The organism is Mesorhizobium sp. M7D.F.Ca.US.005.01.1.1 (assembly GCF_003952545.1).
Taxonomy (GTDB): domain Bacteria; phylum Pseudomonadota; class Alphaproteobacteria; order Rhizobiales; family Rhizobiaceae; genus Mesorhizobium; species Mesorhizobium loti.
On sequence record NZ_CP034453.1, the window covers coordinates 4,570,392 to 4,583,384 of the forward strand.

17 protein-coding genes are annotated in these 12,993 nt (G+C 61.9%); 8 read left to right on the forward strand and 9 right to left on the reverse strand.

Translation table 11 applies throughout. The features are described from left to right. Positions 1 to 18: 18 nt before the first annotated feature. Positions 19 to 546: a gamma carbonic anhydrase family protein gene (locus EJ076_RS22025; RefSeq protein ID WP_126069252.1), complete on the reverse strand. Its 528-nt coding sequence runs from the start codon at positions 544 to 546 to the stop codon at positions 19 to 21. Positions 547 to 565: 19 nt separating this feature from the next. Continuing rightward, positions 566 to 907, reverse strand: a complete 342-nt coding sequence (locus tag EJ076_RS22030) for a hypothetical protein (RefSeq protein WP_126069253.1) — start codon at positions 905 to 907, stop codon at positions 566 to 568. 125 nt (positions 908 to 1,032) lie between these two features. On the opposite strand from EJ076_RS22030, the gene EJ076_RS22035 reads away from it, so the two are divergent. Next, on the forward strand, positions 1,033 to 1,764 hold the full coding sequence (locus EJ076_RS22035; protein WP_126069254.1) for a hypothetical protein: 732 nt from the start codon (positions 1,033 to 1,035) through the stop codon (positions 1,762 to 1,764). A gap of 69 nt (positions 1,765 to 1,833) precedes the next feature. Here the strand turns inward: EJ076_RS22035 and EJ076_RS22040 are convergent, their stop codons facing one another. Together EJ076_RS22040 and cysE are read right to left on the reverse strand one after the other, a co-directional pair. Beyond that, the gene (locus tag EJ076_RS22040) at positions 1,834 to 2,037 is read right to left on the reverse strand and encodes a DUF3126 family protein (protein WP_013531334.1); all 204 of its coding nucleotides are present in this window, start codon (positions 2,035 to 2,037) and stop codon (positions 1,834 to 1,836) included. A gap of 151 nt (positions 2,038 to 2,188) precedes the next feature. Next, positions 2,189 to 3,037 (reverse strand): serine O-acetyltransferase, encoded by an 849-nt coding sequence (cysE, locus tag EJ076_RS22045; RefSeq protein WP_056584656.1) that lies wholly within the window; start codon positions 3,035 to 3,037, stop codon positions 2,189 to 2,191. Positions 3,038 to 3,184: 147 nt separating this feature from the next. Here cysE and EJ076_RS22050 point away from each other — a divergent pair, with 147 nt between their 5' ends. Then, the gene (locus EJ076_RS22050) at positions 3,185 to 3,787 is read left to right on the forward strand and encodes a hypothetical protein (RefSeq protein WP_109671719.1); all 603 of its coding nucleotides are present in this window, start codon (positions 3,185 to 3,187) and stop codon (positions 3,785 to 3,787) included. Between the two features lie 110 nt (positions 3,788 to 3,897). On the opposite strand, the gene EJ076_RS22055 is transcribed toward EJ076_RS22050, so the two are convergent. The 3 genes from EJ076_RS22055 to EJ076_RS22065 are packed head-to-tail and all read right to left on the reverse strand — an operon-like array spanning position 3,898 to position 5,868. After that, positions 3,898 to 4,665: an alpha/beta hydrolase gene (locus tag EJ076_RS22055; RefSeq protein WP_164548701.1), complete on the reverse strand. Its 768-nt coding sequence runs from the start codon at positions 4,663 to 4,665 to the stop codon at positions 3,898 to 3,900. Positions 4,666 to 4,685: 20 nt separating this feature from the next. Beyond that, positions 4,686 to 5,246, reverse strand: coding sequence for a DUF192 domain-containing protein (locus EJ076_RS22060; protein WP_126069256.1), 561 nt, complete (start codon positions 5,244 to 5,246; stop codon positions 4,686 to 4,688). 25 nt (positions 5,247 to 5,271) lie between these two features. Then, positions 5,272 to 5,868: a cold-shock protein gene (locus tag EJ076_RS22065; protein WP_126071112.1), complete on the reverse strand. Its 597-nt coding sequence runs from the start codon at positions 5,866 to 5,868 to the stop codon at positions 5,272 to 5,274. Positions 5,869 to 6,085: 217 nt separating this feature from the next. Between EJ076_RS22065 and EJ076_RS22070 the strand changes: the two genes are divergently transcribed. From EJ076_RS22070 to EJ076_RS22085, 4 genes are all read left to right on the forward strand, one after another. After that, positions 6,086 to 6,526: a VOC family protein gene (locus EJ076_RS22070; protein WP_109671723.1), complete on the forward strand. Its 441-nt coding sequence runs from the start codon at positions 6,086 to 6,088 to the stop codon at positions 6,524 to 6,526. A gap of 205 nt (positions 6,527 to 6,731) precedes the next feature. Beyond that, positions 6,732 to 7,082, forward strand: coding sequence for a transposase (locus tag EJ076_RS22075; protein ID WP_126068667.1), 351 nt, complete (start codon positions 6,732 to 6,734; stop codon positions 7,080 to 7,082). Continuing rightward, positions 7,061 to 7,879: an IS3 family transposase gene (locus tag EJ076_RS22080; RefSeq protein ID WP_245463093.1), complete on the forward strand. Its 819-nt coding sequence runs from the start codon at positions 7,061 to 7,063 to the stop codon at positions 7,877 to 7,879. The genes EJ076_RS22075 and EJ076_RS22080 overlap by 22 nt, the downstream gene beginning before the upstream one ends. 105 nt (positions 7,880 to 7,984) lie before the next feature. Then, a complete protein-coding gene (locus EJ076_RS22085) occupies positions 7,985 to 8,278 on the forward strand; it encodes a DUF2218 domain-containing protein (RefSeq protein ID WP_109671724.1) in 294 nt (97 codons plus the stop codon). Between the two features lie 8 nt (positions 8,279 to 8,286). Here EJ076_RS22085 and EJ076_RS22090 read toward each other — a convergent pair whose 3' ends face one another. Together EJ076_RS22090 and ilvA are read right to left on the reverse strand one after the other, a co-directional pair. Then, complete coding sequence (locus tag EJ076_RS22090; protein WP_126069257.1) at positions 8,287 to 8,847, reverse strand: DUF1697 domain-containing protein; 561 nt, start codon at positions 8,845 to 8,847, stop codon at positions 8,287 to 8,289. Further along, complete coding sequence (gene ilvA / locus EJ076_RS22095) at positions 8,844 to 10,100, reverse strand: threonine ammonia-lyase IlvA (RefSeq protein ID WP_126069258.1); 1,257 nt, start codon at positions 10,098 to 10,100, stop codon at positions 8,844 to 8,846. The genes EJ076_RS22090 and ilvA overlap by 4 nt, the downstream gene beginning before the upstream one ends. Positions 10,101 to 10,551: 451 nt before the next feature. Here ilvA and EJ076_RS22100 point away from each other — a divergent pair, with 451 nt between their 5' ends. Both EJ076_RS22100 and EJ076_RS22105 read left to right on the forward strand, forming a co-directional pair. Further along, positions 10,552 to 11,625 carry an alpha/beta hydrolase gene (locus tag EJ076_RS22100; RefSeq protein WP_126069259.1) on the forward strand — a complete coding sequence of 358 codons (1,074 nt, stop codon included), beginning with the start codon at positions 10,552 to 10,554 and terminating at the stop codon, positions 11,623 to 11,625. Positions 11,626 to 11,768: 143 nt separating this feature from the next. Further along, on the forward strand, positions 11,769 to 12,932 hold the full coding sequence (locus tag EJ076_RS22105) for an alpha/beta hydrolase (protein ID WP_126069260.1): 1,164 nt from the start codon (positions 11,769 to 11,771) through the stop codon (positions 12,930 to 12,932). Positions 12,933 to 12,993: the final 61 nt, after the last annotated feature.

Here is a 12,993-nt window from a genome sequence, read left to right on the forward strand (position 1 = left end):
CAGGTGGCCAAGCTGACCTCAGACCTTCTTCAACCCCGCCTTGAAGCGCTTGCCATTGGCAACGTAATGCGCCGCCGAGCCGCGCAACCTTGCCACGGCCGCGTCGTCCAGCACCCTGATCACCTTGGCAGGTGAGCCGACGATCAGCGAATTGTCCGGGAATTCCTTGCCTTCGGTGACCAGCGCGCCGGCGCCGACCAGCGAATTCCTGCCGATTTTCGCGCCGTTCAGCACGATGGCGCCCATGCCGATCAGGCTGTTGTCGCCGATCGTACAACCATGCAGCAAGGCGCGGTGGCCGATCGTACAGCCCTCGCCAATGGTCAGCGGAAAGCCGGGATCGGTGTGCATCACCGTATGTTCCTGCACGTTGGTGTCGGCACCGATGACGATGGGCTCATTGTCGCCGCGAATGACGGTGCCGAACCAGAAGCCGGCGTTGCGGCCGACCCGCACGTCGCCGATCAGCGTCGCATCGGGCGCGATCCAGTTTGAGTCCGCATCCGCGAAGCTGGGCTCCGTTCCATCGATCGCATAAAGCGGCATTTTCGGTCTCCGAATCGTCTCAGGCTGGCAATTCGGACCCTAGGAGACGGATCGTCCATGAGGCAATGGCAAGCACGACGACGCCCAGCGCCAAGGACCAGGCAATCGCCGTGCAGCCGCAAGACATCAGTGCCAACTTGGAAATGCGGCGCTCACGCCGGGCATCGATGGCATCGTTGACCAGCATGAAGGGCCCGGCACAAGCCGTCGCGAGCAGCGAGCGCAAAACATGTGACGGCGAAACATAGGGTTCGGTGAAGGCGACCTTGCGGCCCGACACCAGTTCCATGGCCGATCCAGCCAACCCGCAGGCCGTCAGCCCGACGACAAAAGCGAAGAGTGTGAGTTCCAGCGGTTCCATCTTAACTTTCCATTTACCATGAAATTGCACAGTCGTTCCATGAAGGCTGCAAGAGCCATGCCGTGCGATGTGTGCCGCCCAGGGACACCAGAGGCGGACAGGCGGCCCGAGATCCGAGGACTGAGATGAAGCAGGCAGCGCTCGCCAACGGCCCCGAACTCACGGTGGTCGATTCCAGGCTGATGAAGCGGGTGTTCTACGGGTTCGCGGCGCTGGCGCTGCTGTCGGTGGCGATCAGCCTTGGCGGCAAATGGTTCGGCCATTCGATCGCCATGGCCGGATACACCGACGACGCAACGGTCCACCAGGTGGTGATCGCCAACAATGTCATTGCCGTGCCGGCCAACACCATCCGTTTCGCCCAGGCCCGGCGCGACGGCATCGCTTCGCGGCTCGACCTCTATCTGCGCTATCCCCAGATGGACGGCTACAGCGAGGCGGCGCGCGACGATTTCAATCACAAGGGGACCGGCAAGAGCATCATCTTCCTGTCCTTCGAACAGCAGATGATGTCGCGTGACATGAGTGGCCGCTTCGCGCCGATCTACAGCGCGTTGATCACCCAGCCCGGCATTGCGGGACCTGACGGCACGACGGTGTACGGTTTCAACGAGAAATCAGGCTATCTCAACGAGGTGCTGGTTGTCGGCAAGCGCCCCGGCAAGGACCCGTTCGTGGCCCGTTGCCTGAGCGGGCCGAGTGCCGAGGAATCGCTGGCGCCTTGCGAGCGCGACATCCAGGTCGGCGACGAGCTCAGCCTCACCTATCGCTTCCCTAGGGAGTTTTTGGGTGATTGGCAGGCGCTCGACGCGGCAATCGCCACCGAAGCCGGGCGCGTCCTAAAAGCGGGACATTAAGGAAGCCTCGAGAAATCCGGCTGGCCGGCCGCATTCGAGGCGGAGCCGGCCGAGCGCAAGACTGCAGGCTCAGGCCAGATCGATGTCGAGGATCGCCATCGAAAAATTGTAGTCGCCGTCGTCCTCGTCCTTGAAGACGATGCCGAGGAATTCGTCGCCGACATAGACCTCGGCCGAATCGTCCTTGCGCGGCCGTGCCTTGACCTCGAGCTTGGGGTTCTGGAAGACGCGCTTGAAATACGCGTCCAGCTTTCTGATTTCGTCCGGCTTCAACAGTCTTCTCCGATCATCGGGCTTGCTCGTTCGAACGCGCTTCTGGCACGTCGACAATGGCGATGTAAAGGCAAGCGGCCTGATAAGGCGAGACAACCACCCGCTCATGCAAGCGGCCGGAATCCGGCAGCAGGCGGCGGCCTCGTGAAAATCAGATGTCGAAGCTGACGACCTGATCCATCGTCTGCGACGGCAGAAGCTGGTCCATCTGGCGCGACGGTTGATCGCAGCCGGTCTCGCCGACGACACGGGCCGGCACGCCGGCAACCGTCTTGTTGTGCGGCACTGGCGACAGCACCACCGAGCCTGCCGCGATCTTCGAGCAATGGCCGATTTCGATGTTGCCGAGGATCTTGGCGCCGGCGCCGATCAGCACGCCGTAGCGGATCTTGGGGTGACGGTCGCCGCCGGCCTTGCCGGTACCGCCCAGCGTCACGCCATGCAGGATCGACACATCGTCCTCGATGACCGCCGTCTCGCCGACCACGAGGCCGGTGGCGTGGTCGATGAAGATGCCCTTGCCGATGCGGGCGGCCGGGTTGATGTCGGTCTGGAAGACCGAGGACGAGCGGCTCTGCAGATAGAGCGCGAAATCCTTGCGGCCCTGGTTCCAGAGCCAATGCGCCAGCCGATGCGTCTGGATGGCGTGGAAACCCTTGAAATAGAGCACCGGCATGATGAAGCGGTCGCAGGCCGGATCGCGATCGTAATAGGCCTGGATGTCGACGCGCACGGTCGTTGGCCAGTCCTTGTCGTCGGCCAGCATGGACTTGAACGTCTGGCGGATGAGATCGGAGCCGATGTCCTGGTGGTCCAGCCGCTCGGCCAGCCGATGGATAACCGCTTCCTCCAGGCTGTCCTGGTTGAGGATGGTCGAATAGAGGAATGCGGCGAGCAGCGGGTCGCGGTTGACCGCCTCCATCGCCTCGTCGCGGATCGAACGCCAGATCGGATCGACCGGCTGCAATGCGCTGTGTCGGGAAATGCTGATGCTGTTCATCGCCGTCTCGTCCTGCGCCCTGCCGGGCTTGCCTGTTGCGCTTGCCTGTTGTCTGGCCGCACATATAAGCCAGATCATAGCACGATTGAACTCAATTTTCCTTAGTGCTTTGTCAAATGGATTTGGTTCGCGGGAATTCAAGCAGCCATGGAAAACGAACCCTTGATCGACGACGCGCTGAAAAGCGAGCTCTCAGCACTCTACCGGGCCAAGAGCCGCCACTACCACAACCTTGCCCATATCGAGGCGATGCTGGGCCTGGCAGGCGACTATCGAGGCTCGCTCGGCGATCCCGAGGCGATCGAAGCGGCGATCTGGTTCCACGATGCCATCTATGACAGCAAGGCCAAGGACAACGAGGCGCAAAGTGCTGCCCTTGCCGAGAAAAGGCTGGCGAGCCGCTCGGATCCGTCACGCCTCAATCGTATCTCGGCGATGATCGTCGCCACCGCCACGCACCAACTGCCGCCGTTCGACGACGCGACGGCCACACGGGACGCAAGTCTTTTCCTCGACATGGATCTGTCGATCCTGGGTGCCGCGCCGGATGCCTTCGACGCCTATGAGCGCGCCGTACGGCGCGAGTACGCCTGGGTGGAGGAGCCGATGTGGCGGGCTGGACGCAGTGCGGTCCTGAAGAATTTCCTCGCCCGCCCACACATTTTCCACACCGAAGAGTTTCGCCAGCGCTTCGAACCGCAGGCCAGGCTGAACATGGCGCGGTCGCTGGCGGCCCTCACAAACAGCTAGACCAGGAGCAATTAGGTAAAGGGCGCCTATTGTCGATGCCAGCATCGCCAGAATGGCCAAGCCTGCCATCAACGACAGCCCATTGAGAACGATCCCCGGAAGCCGTCCGCTCAGAGCGGATTCTCGGCATAGAACTCCAGCACGCGCTGCTTGAAGGTCTTGTCCCCGACGGCCAGCATATGGTCACGGCCCTCGATGTGAAAGGCCCTGGCGTTCGGCATCAATGCTGCAAGCTCATCGGGCGAACCGCCAATGTCGTCGGTCGTGCCGACGGCGACCAGCGTCGGCTGGGCAATGCGGCCAATATCCTGCTCGCTCAGCAATTCCCGCGATTTGGCGATGCAAGCGGCCAAGGCACGGCGATCGCTGCGGGTCTGGTCGGCAAATGCGCGAAACGACCTGCCGCGCGGATGGTTGGTCGCGGCCGGATCATCGGCAAGCAGTGCGGCGGCGATCGGATCCCAATCGCCGACACCATCGATCATGCCGATGCCGAGACCGCCAAAGACCAGCGTCGCCACCTTGTCCGGATCGGACAGTGCCATGAACGCCGCGATGCGCGCGCCCATCGAATAGCCCATGACATGGGCGCGCTCGATGCCGAGATGGCCGAGCAAGGCAGCCGCATCGGAGGCCATCTTGACCGGTGTATAATCGGCCTCCTCATAGCTCTTGGATGACGAGCCGTGGCCGCGATTGTCGAAGGCAATGGCGCGGTAACCGGCATCGTTCAGCGTCTTGAACCAGCCGGGCGATACCCAGTTGACATAATGGCTCGAAGCGAAGCCGTGGATCATGAGCACCGGGTCGCCCTCGCCCGAGGCCGGCTGGCGGTCGAGGAAGGCAAGGTCGAAGCCGTCATGTGTGAAAAACTGCATGAGCGATCCCGCCTGCCCGCTCAACCGGCACCGCCATTGGGCGCGTCGCCCTTGTCGGCGGGCGGCATGCTCGGGCCAGACACTGTGCCCACGGCCGGATGGCGCAACAGGTCGCCATACTCGATGCCGTTCCTGGCGGCCGTGCCGGCCTTGAGCTCGAGCACGAAACGCACCGGTACACCGGGCGAAATAACGGCGTCGGATTGCGGCTCGCCGTGCTTGACCGCCCGAATCTTACCGTCCTGGCCGACAAAGATCAGATCAAGCGGCATCGGCGTGTTGTGCATCCAGAAGCCAACCTGCTGCTGGACCTCGAAGACGAACAGCATGCCGTGGTCGTCCGCCATGTCCTGGCGATACATCAAACCGGCCTCGCGCTCGGCGGCGGTGTCGGCGACTTCGATGGAAAAGGAGCGATCGCCGCCTTTCGTCACCACGACCAGTGGCGCCGGATCGGCCGGAAGAATCATCGCCCGGCCTTCCGCCGAGATTGGCTTTTCGGAATAGAAGTAAGCACCGGCGGCAACGACGGCAATTGCTGCGCACATCACGCCCGCAGTCAGCCAGTTCCTGTGAGCCATTCGAGATCCTCGACCGGAGATCGCCCTAGTGCGAGACCGGCAAGGTCCCCATATCGGGGTGAATTTCGGCGGCCATAAGGCCTTTGTCGCCGCGTCCGAAACGAACCAGAACGACCTGCCCAGGCCGAAGCTCGGTGATGCCGTAACGGCGCAACGTCTCCATGTGGACGAATATGTCTTCGGTGCCTTCGCCGCGGGTGAGAAAACCAAACCCCTTGGTGCGGTTGAACCATTTCACTAGGGCGCGTTCGAGACCGCTCTCCGGCGTCACCGCGATATGGGTGCGCTGCTCCTGCATCTCGGCCGGATGGACCGCCGTGGTGACATCCATGGAGAGCACCCGAAAGGCCTGCAATCCACGGTCGCCTTGCTTGACGAGACAGACGACGCGCGCGCCCTCCAGAGCCGTCTGGAAGCCGTCCCTTCGAAGACATGTCACATGGAGGAGGATGTCGCCCGAGATTCCGTCATCCGGGAGAATGAAACCATAACCCTTGGCCACATCGAACCACTTGATGGCGCCGGCTACTTCGAGCAGATCAGCGGCATCGCCGCCTTCGTCACGCTGCAAGGCGTCGCCAAGGGTTCCGTCCCGCCCCGTCAAAGAGGCCTTTTCCCCCATAAGAATGCCCCCTTGTTTCAAGAACACCGCAACTGATTCTTGACACCAGATTAACACCGCGGCTTCCGGTGTGTGCAAGACCTGCCGTGCCTTTTTTCACGGTTCATTGGGGGAATACCGGATTTGTTCTTTGCCGGCATTGCGCACTGCCGCATGATTGCCCTTTGACAGGGCCGACCCTATGTTGCACCGCAACGCAATTTATCGAGGAAATCACATGCGCTATCTGCACACCATGGTCCGCGTCGCCGACGTCGATGCCTCGCTCGATTTCTACTGCAACAAGCTCGGCCTCAAGGAGGTGCGACGCTACGAAAACGAACAAGGCCGCTTCACGCTGATCTTCCTCGCGGCCTCCGAAGACGAGCAAAGCGGCATCGCCGACAAAGCGCCGCTGGTCGAACTGACCTACAATTGGGATCCGGAAGACTACAAGGGCGGGCGCAATTTCGGCCACCTCGCCTATGAGGTCGACGATATCTACGCCACCTGCCAACATCTGATGGACAATGGCGTCATCATCAACCGGCCGCCGCGCGACGGCAACATGGCCTTCATCAGGTCGCCGGACGGCATCTCGATCGAGCTTTTGCAAAAAGGCCCGGCCAAGGCCAAGGCCGAACCGTGGGCTTCGATGGCAAACACCGGAAGCTGGTAGTCCATCACGCTGTCTTGAGCGGATAATGCTCGGCTGACAGGTCCGGTACCGTTTGGTATTTCCCGGGACGGCGCCTATCTGTCCAGCTGTGGCGCCTGCCTTTGTTTTATGCATGTCGTTCCCTCAAAACTGGAGTGCGCCCCTAGGGGTGGACAGATCGTCCTGAGGAATTGACCATGGCTGTCGGGTTTTCGGAGAGAGAACCATGGCAAGACATCGTAGTTACAGCATCACGTTCAAGCGTCAGGTGGTGCAGGAATATCTGTCGGGCGAGACGCTGCACAGTTTGGCGAAACGGCATGACGTCACCCGCACCCTGATCCGTGTCTGGATTGGCAAGTATGAGGCAGGCGGCTTCGATGAAGATACGGCTTCTGCCACTCTGATCACGGAATATGAGGCGCGGATCGCCGCGCTTGAGCGGCTGGTCGGCAAGCAGGCTCTGGAGCTGGAGTTTCTAAAGGGGGCTCTGAAGAATGCTCCGCGGCCGAAAAGCGGGATTACATCCGCCATCATCGGCCCCCCGGCCTCTCTATCGCCGAAGGATGCCGGCTGATGGATCTGGCGCGTTCGACCTTTTATGACCGTCCGCAATGGCCGGCCGATGACACCGCTATCGTCGAGACGATGTTCGCGATCTGCGACGAATTCGAGTTTTATGGCTATCGCCGCGTGGGCGCGGCCTTGCGCCAGCAAGGCTTTGTGGTGAACCACAAGAAGATCCGCCGCCTGATGCGCGATCACGGCCTGCAACCGAAGGTCAGACGCCGGTTCGTCGCCACGACCGACAGCAATCACAACAGTCCGATCTTCCCCAATCTGGCAAAGGACATCGTCCCGACCGGTCCGAACCAACTCTGGGTCGGCGACATCACCTATGTCGCGCTGCCGGTCCGCTTCGTCTACGTCGCCATCATTCTCGATGTCTGGTCGCGCATGATCGTCGGCTACGCCATCAGCCGCGCCATCGATGCCCGCCTGACGGGCGCCGCCTTGCGCGCCGCAATCGAGCGCAGAAAGCCACCGCCAGGCTGCGTTCACCATTCCGATCGCGGCTCCCAATATGCCGCCGAGACTTACCGGCAGCTTCTCACCGGCCACGGTCTGGCCGGCTCGATGGGCCGCAAGGGCAATCCTTATGACAATGCCAAAGCGGAGAGCTTCATGAAGACCCTGAAGCTCGAGGCGGTTTATCCGATGGCGCTTGAAACCTTCGAGGAGGTTGCCGAGCACCTTCCCCACTTCATCGACCAAGTCTACAACAAACGCAGGCTCCATTCGGCGCTGGGATATCTCAGCCCGCAACAGTTCGAGGATCAACACATCCGGCAGACGGGCAAAACTGCAGCCTGATCAGTGTCCATCCCAAGGGGCGCACTCCAAACCGGGGCCACTTTTGAGCGACATGCATCAGGCTGGCGCCAAGCCACACAAACAAGCGCTTGCCCAGGAGAGTTCATGCCGACCAGCCATGCCGACGTCACCACCGAACATGCCAGCCGCTACCTCCAGCAGCTCTGCAAGCACTGGGCGCACAAATTCCCGGTCGAGTTCGATCCCAATCATGGCACCATCGATCTCTCAATGGGCCGCACAGTTCTGGACGCAGACGCGAGCGCTCTTCATATCGCGGTGACGACTGACGAGGGCGGATCGCTCGAGCGCCTGGAAAGCGTCGTCGCAGATCACATCAAGCGCTTTGCTTTCCGCGAAGAACTGACCTTCGACTGGAAACCCGCTCCGGCAGCCTAGGCGGCGACTTACTTCTCACCAGCCTGGGCGGCCATCGCCAGCAGCGCCTGCACCGAGCGCCAGTTGCGCGCGGTGCCCGGCACTTTCAGCGTGCGCGGGATCAGCCCGGCAAACACCGATTTGCCCAGCCCGTCCGGCGCGCTGAGGTAGAGCACATCGCCCTTGATCTCGAAGCGTTCGGAGCCGGTGCACTTTTCGGCCAGCCGCGCCGCCTCATCGGCGGTCGGCTCGCGCTCCAGCACATAGGCGTGCAGCTTCGTGTGGTCCGCGGCAACTTCCGGATAGGGATTTTCGCTCACCAACCGCTCGAACCATGAGAGATCGCGCACCATGATGCGCGAATAGAAACCCCATTTCTTCTCGAAGGCTGCTTCGATCTGTTTCGTCAGCGTCGCCGCGTCGCCCTTGTCAGCCCGGAACACGGCATTGCCGCTCTGCACATAGGTGGCGACATCGGAAAAGCCGAGATTCTCGAAGAACGACCGCAGCTCCGCCATCTTGACGATGCGGTTGCCGCCGACATTGATGCCGGAAAACAGCGCGACGAAGATTTTTCCGGCACCGCTCATATGATGAACCCAGCCAATGTCTCGTTGTCGGTGATGTCCTGATACTGGACCCCCTCGGCCTCGAAGTTCGCCTTGAGCAGATCGAAATTGCGGCGGTCCTTGGTTTCGATGCCGATCAGCACCGAACCGAAATTGCGCGCCGATTTCTTCAGATATTCGAAGCGGGCGATGTCGTCGTCGGGACCGAGCAGTTCGAGGAAGTCGCGCAGCGCGCCCGGTCGTTGCGGAAAGCGGATGATGAAGTATTTCTTCAGCCCCTCGAAGCGCAGCGCCCGTTCCTTGACGTCCGGCAGCCGCTCGAAATCGAAATTGCCGCCCGAAACCACGGCAATGATCGTCTTGCCCCTGATCTCCTTCCTGGAGAAATCCTTGAGCGCATCGATCGCCAGCGCGCCGGCCGGCTCCAGCACGACGCCCTCGACGTTGAGCATCTCGATCATGGTGGCGCAGAGCCGGTTTTCCGGGATCAGCCGCACCGTGTCGGCCGGGAAATCCTTGAGATGCCGCAACGGCTCGCGGCCGATCTCTGCCACCGCCGCGCCATCGACGAAATTGTCGACCTTGGCGAGTTTGAGCCGTTTTCCCGCAGCGAGGCTCTCGCGCAGGCTCGGCGCGCCGGCCGGCTCGCAGAAGACGAAGCGCGCTTCCCGGCCCTGATCGGCGAAAAAGTGGGTGACGCCGGCGGCAAGCCCGCCACCGCCAACCGGCAGCATGATGATATCGGGCATGCGGGCGCCCGGCATCTGGTCTGCGATCTCATAGGCGACGGTTGCCTGCCCCTCGATGATGTCCTTGTGGTCGAAGGGCGGCACCATATGGGCGCCGGAGCTTTCGGTGAATTCGAAGGCGGCGCGATAGCAGTCGTCGAAAAAATCGCCGACCAGCCTGATCTCGATGAAATCGCCGCCGAACAGCCTGGTCTTGTCGATCTTCTGCTGCGGCGTCGTCACCGGCATGAATACAACGCCTCGTCTGCCGAAATGGCGGCAGACGAAAGCAAAGCCCTGCGCATGGTTGCCGGCGGACGCACAGACGAACAGTTCAGCCTCGTTGCCAGCCGCCAGCGTCTTGCGGAAGAAATTGAAGGCGCCGCGGATCTTGTAGGAGCGCACCGGCGACAGATCCTCGCGCTTGAGCAGCACCCGCGCACCGGTCTTTTTCGACAGATAGTCGTTTTCCTGCAGCGGCGTTTCCGGGAAGATCTGGCGGATCGCGGCGGCCGCGGCAGCAACGCGGGAAGAGAAACTGTTCATCGCAAAACCACCTCGCGCCGCATGTCGTCTGCGGACCTCTATCATTGTTCGGGCCGCGCACCGGCTGTTTGTGGCGCGCCCCGCCTTCGCGCAGCCGGCTCAGCCTATTGCATATCCGTCCTCGCGGCGCCATTGTCCGGCATACATACTCTCCCGCAACGGGCATTCGTAAAACCCTTGCAAACACTTGGAGGCGTTTGTTCATGCCGTCGTATCGGTCGGCCTGAAATCCATGTCCTTGCCGGAATCGGTGCGCTGGCGGTGATGCCGCTCATTGCGCCGCCACGCAGGCGTTTCTCCCGCCATTTTGGCTTTCGCGCAACACTGCGACGGCTGTAACCGGGCGCTGATCAGATTTCGACTGGACACGACTTAGTTCTGCCGCACTCTCCCTGTCCGGGAGGTGTCGCGGGGGTAGACAGGCCTTTCGGCCGGAGTTGGAATTTCAGGCGTGCCTTTGAAGAAGATCTTTACCGTTGTCCTAGCTTTGTTCGTCGCCGGCTGCGCCGGCTCGCAAACACAGGAACTGCTGGGTAGCGCCATGGTGTCCGCTCCGGTGACGGAGATCGCCGGCAACCACAGCATCTTCATCGCCACGACGCGCAAGAAGTCCGACGATCCCAACAAGGTTTTCGACGGCGAGCGCTCGGCCACGCTGAACTACGCCCGCGTCAACGTCACCGTTCCGGGGCTCCACAAGACCGGCCAGATCGAGCGGCGCTCGCGCGGCAAGTCGGATGACCCGGCCAAATATTTCATGGCTTCCGAGGTCGTCGGCTACGATACACAGCCGAAATTCTCCAGCGCCCTCAACGCCGACATCGCCGCGCGTGGCGGCCGTGTCATGGTCTTCGTGCATGGCTACAACACCGGCTTCGATGCCGCCGTCTATCGCCTGACCCAGATCGTCCACGATTCCGGCTATCCCGGCACGCCCGTGCTGTTTTCCTGGGCATCGGGCGCCAGGACCACCGATTATGTCTATGACAAGGAAAGCGCCAGTGCTGCCCGAGACCAGCTGGAAGTGACGCTCAGGATGCTGCAGCAGTCGGGCGCACGGCGCATCGACATCGTCGCGCATTCGCTCGGAACCTGGGTCACCATGGAAACGCTGCGCCAGATGGCCATCACCGGCGACCGCGATCTCGGCGGCAAGCTGGGCGACGTGGTGCTGGCTTCGCCCGACATCGATGTCGACGTGTTCAAGAGCCAGATGCGGCGCTACGGCAAGCCCGACAAGCCGTTCATCCTGCTGTTGTCCGACGACGATCGGGCGCTGAGGCTCTCCGGCCTGATCGCCGGTTCGCGGCCGCGCGTCGGCGACTACAAGGATGCCGCCGATCTTGCCTCCTACGGCGTGACGGTCGTCGACCTCTCCAAGGTCAAGGGAAGCGACAGCTTCAACCATACGAAATTCGCCGACAATCCGACGCTGGTGAAGATGATCGGCCAGCGGTTGCGCGAGGATGACGGCTTTGCCAGCGACCGTGACGTGACGGATCGCATCGGCCTGCTTGGGCAATAGAGGCGGTCCCGCGGTTTTCGCCGTGCCTGTTCACCATCGCGGACATATGGACTCACTTTGAACTGGACCGCGCCGGCCTCTGGCTTTATCGGGATAGCCAGCGACGTCATGCGTTTGACGTCCCCCTTTGCGGGAGCCGGCGTGTGACCGTGCGTTCGAAGAGCTACCTCGTCGTTGCGTTCGCGCTCGCTGTCACCGGCTGCGCCGGCCAGAACACGCATGACCTGCTCAACAAGACAACGATCGCGGTGCCCGCTTCCAACATCGCGGCCACGCATGAGATCTTCGTTGCCACGACCCGCCAGAAGGCAACCAAGGATCCCCGACAGGTGTTCGACGGTGATCGCTCGCCGACCACCAGCTTTGCCCGTGTCGACGTCACCGTTCCGAAAAGCCATCAGGTCGGCGCCATCGAGCGGGCCAAGGGATCCGCCAACAGCAATCCGGCCAAGGACTTCACCGCCAAGGACGTCGCCTTCTACGAAGGCGCGCCGCAATTCGCCAAGGCGGTCGGCGCCGACATCACCATGCGCGGCGACCGCGCGCTGGTTTTCGTGCACGGTTTCAACAACGGGTTCGATGACGGCATCTACCGGCTGACACAGATCGCGCACGACACCAAGTATCCCGGTACGCCGGTGCTGTTTTCCTGGGCTTCAAGCGCCAAGACAACAGGGTACCTCTATGACAAGGACAGCGCCAATGCCGCGCGCGACGACCTTGAGGCAACGTTGCGGATGCTCGCCAAGACCCAGGTAAAGAGCATCGACATCATCGCCCATTCGATGGGAACCTGGGTGACCATGGAAGCGCTGCGCCAGCTCGCCATCACCGGCGATCGCGATCTCGGCGGCAAGCTCGGCTATGTTATCCTGGCCTCGCCCGACATCGATGTCGACGTGTTCAAGAAGCAGATGATCCGTTACGGCAAACCCACCAAGCCTTTCGCCATCCTGCTTTCAGGCGACGATCGGGCTTTGAAGCTCTCCTCCTTCATCTCCGGCGACAAGCCACGCGTCGGCGACTACGGCAACGCGGCGGACCTCGCCAGCTATGGCGTGTCAGTCGTCGACCTGACCAAGACCAAGAGCGGCGACCAACTGAACCACGCCAAATTTGCCGACAACCCGTTCATGGTGCAATTGCTCGGCGACCGGCTGCGCGCGCCCGCCGGCCTGGCTTCGGACGAGACAGCGCCCGCACAACTCGACAATCTCGGCCAGGGCCTCGGCAAGGCTGTCGGCTCGGTTGCCGAAATCGTCATCACCACGCCGTTCAGGGTGCTGACCATCGCCACTGGCGGGTGACTACCATCAACAAGCGTAAGGGTATGCCGAGATTCGGGTCAGGCCGAGTCGAGAATGGCGG